This is a genomic window from Nonomuraea sp. NPDC001684 (genome assembly GCF_053596515.1).
In genome coordinates this window covers 1-3,081 of record NZ_JBSFGJ010000707.1, presented here as the reverse complement: position 1 = coordinate 3,081, position 3,081 = coordinate 1, and the positions used below count along the sequence as shown (strand labels likewise).

Here is a 3,081-nt window from a genome sequence, read left to right as displayed (position 1 = left end):
ACCGGTGCACGCCGGCACGCTGCTGAGCTTCTTCGTCGGGATCCTGCTCGGCGTGTACGCCGCCATCAAGCGCACCGGCAAGCTGGGCGACGCCCTGGCCATCTCCGGCTCGCTGCTGCACGGCATCCCGCAGTACGTGCTGGCGATGCTGCTCGTGGTGATCTTCGCGACGCTGCTCCCGATCCTGCCGGCCGACGGCTCGGTGGACATCCTGTTCGAGCCCGGCTTCAACGCCGGCTACATCGGCTCGCTGGTCGAGCACGCGGTGCTGCCGGTGGCCACGTACGCACTGTCGGCCTACGGCGGCTGGATCCTGGCGATGAAGTCGAGCGTGGTCACCGTGCTGGGCGACGACTTCATCCTGGCCGCCGAGCTGCGCGGCATGAAGCGCTCGATCGTGTTCCGCTACATCGCGCGCAACGCGATCCTGCCGCTGTTCACCATGCTCGCCCTGTCGCTGGGCCTGCTGCTGGGCGGCGCGGTCTTCATCGAGAAGATCTTCAACTACCCGGGGCTCGGCTGGCTGCTGATCAGCGGCGTCCAGGACCGCGACTACGGCCTGATGGGCGGGGCGTTCCTGCTGATCACGGTCGGCACGATCATCGCCAACATCGTCGCGGACCTGTTCTACACGGTCATCGACCCGCGGGTGCGCAGCGGAGAGGAGGGCTCGTGAGCGCCACGCTCATCCCGGAGGCCGCACCGGCCGCCTCGGCCATGCGCCGCAACTTCTGGAACGGCGTCTGGCGGGTGATGAGGCGCAAGCCCAGCCGCATGGCCGGGGTCGTCATCATCGCCGGTTTCATCGTCATGGCGGTGATCGGGCCGATGCTGCTGCCCGAGCACCTGCCGGGCAACGCGAGCGCGATCACCCAGCCGCCGAGCTGGGACCACTGGTTCGGCACCGACCCGCAGGGCCGGGACGTGATCGCGCTGGTGATCAAGGGCTCGCGTTACGTCCTGCTCACCGCCCTGGTCACCGCGATCATCACGGTCGTCGCCGGCACCGCGATCGGCCTGTTCTCCGGCTTCAGGCGGGGCCGCTGGGACACCGTGCTCATGCGGCTGACCGACATGAAGCTCACCATCCCCGGCCTGCCGCTGCTGCTGGTGCTGGCGACCGTGTGGAAGTTCGGCAACCCCGTCCAGATGGGCCTGGTGCTCGGCCTGCTCGGCTGGGGCGGCGTGGCGCGGGCGGTGCGCGCGCAGACGCTGTCGCTGCGCGAGCGCGGGTTCATCGAGGCCGCCCGCGGGCTCGGGCTGTCCACCACGCACATCATCGGCAAGGAGCTGCTGCCGAGCATGGCGCCCTACATCGCGATGAACATGCTCATCGCGGTCACCGGCGCGGTCTACTCGCAGGTGGGCCTGTTCTTCCTGGGCGTGCTGCCGTACGAGTCGGACAACTGGGGTGTGATGCTCAACCTCGCCGTGTTCCAGGCGGGCGCGATGATCACGCCGAACGCGCTGGGCTACCTGCTGGCGCCGCTGCTGGCGATCCTGCTGCTCACGCTCGGCATCGTGCTCGTGGTGGACGCCATGGACGAGATCTTCAACCCCCGGCTGCGCGAGGAGTAGCAAGTGGCCGAACAAGCGCCGGGAGTGCGCATCGACGGCCTGACGGTCGTCTACAAGACCCCCGCGGGCGAACTGCCCGCCGTCCGGGACGTCACGCTGACGCTGGAGCCCGGCACGATCACCGGCATCGTCGGCGAGTCCGGCTCGGGCAAGTCCACGCTGGCGCTGTCGCTGCTCAACGCGGTGCAGCCGCCGGGCAGGATCGCCGCGGGCAGCGTCGAGATCGACGGTCTCGGCGACGTGACCGGTTTCGCCGGCGAGGAGCTGCGCAAGGCTCGCGGCCGGCACATCGGGTACGTCTTCCAGGCCGCCCAGAACTCGCTCAACCCGCTCAAGACGGTCGGCAAGCAGCTCCTCGACCTGGGCCGCTCGCACGGCGTCGAGGACCTGCCCGGCCTGGTCCGCGAGGCCAAGGAGCTGCTCGGCCGGATGGGCCTGGACGGCGCGCGCGTGCTCGACTCGCACCAGCACGAGCTGTCCGGCGGCATGCGCCAGCGGGTCGGCATCATGCTGGCGCTGGTGCTCAACGCCCACCTGGTGGTGCTCGACGAGCCGACGACCGCCCTGGACATGATCACTCAGGCGAACATCCTGAAGATCGTCCGCGAGGTGCACGCCGAGCGCGGCCTGACCACGCTGGTGATCACGCACGACATCGGCGTCGTGGCCGAGGTCGCCGACCGCCTGGTCGTCATGTACGGCGGCCGCCTGGTCGAGCAGGGCCCCACCCGCGACGTGCTCGGCTCCCCCAGCCACCCCTACACGCGGGGCCTGATCAAGGCCATCCCGCGGCTCGTGGGCGACATCGCCGAGGCCCAGGCGCTGCCCGGCCGGCCGCCGACGCTGGCCACGGTGCCGAAGGAGGGCTGCGTGTTCAGGGAGCGCTGCGCGCTGCGCATGGACGTCTGCGACACCGTAGACCCGCAGGCCGTGGCGCATGGATCGAGGGTCGTGGCCTGCCACGCCGTGACCGTGAAGGAGCACGCGTGATCACCGGGACCGGCATCGTCAAGACGTACAAGCAGCGCGGCAACGTGCTGGCCGGGCGGGAGGTGCGGGCGCTGCGCGGGGTGGACTTCTCCATCCCCAAGGGCGGCGCGGCCTCCTTCATCGGCGAGTCCGGCTGCGGCAAGACCACGCTGGGCCGGATCATCGCCGGGCTGGAGACCTACGACGAGGGCGAGATCGTCATCGGCGACGTGTCCATGTCGGGGCTCAAGCAGAAGAGGCGCCAGCCGTACTTCCGCAAGATCCAGATGATCCACCAGGACCCGTACTCGGCGCTCAACCCGACCCGGACCATCCACCAGACGCTGTACGCGCCGCTCAGCCTGCGGGCCGGGCAGACCGGGCGGTCGAAGGAGTGGATCGAGGAGCGGGCCGCCGAGGTGCTGTCGATGGTGGGCCTCGACCCGGGCTCGGTGCTGGGACATGATCAGGAGCCGACTTCCGTCCGGTTTGAGGAAGGCGGTGTGGGACTCCAGGAGCCCGTCCGGGATGGCG

Annotated in this window: 4 protein-coding genes; all 4 read left to right on the top strand. The window is 69.9% G+C overall.

What is annotated here, in order from left to right; translation table 11 throughout:
• Nucleotides 1-676, top strand: a 676-nt coding sequence (locus tag ACWCSD_RS50475) for an ABC transporter permease (RefSeq protein ID WP_449926636.1), incomplete at its 5' end; no start/stop codon positions are given.
• Nucleotides 673-1,578 (top strand): ABC transporter permease, encoded by a 906-nt coding sequence (locus ACWCSD_RS50470; protein ID WP_387669937.1) that lies wholly within the window; start codon nt 673-675, stop codon nt 1,576-1,578. The genes ACWCSD_RS50475 and ACWCSD_RS50470, both read left to right, overlap by 4 nt.
• Nucleotides 1,579-1,581: 3 nt before the next feature.
• Nucleotides 1,582-2,568: an ABC transporter ATP-binding protein gene (locus ACWCSD_RS50465; RefSeq protein ID WP_449926633.1), complete on the top strand. Its 987-nt coding sequence runs from the start codon at nt 1,582-1,584 to the stop codon at nt 2,566-2,568.
• On the top strand, nt 2,565-3,081 hold a 517-nt coding region (locus tag ACWCSD_RS50460; protein ID WP_449926631.1), incomplete at its 3' end, for an ATP-binding cassette domain-containing protein. The genes ACWCSD_RS50465 and ACWCSD_RS50460, both read left to right, overlap by 4 nt.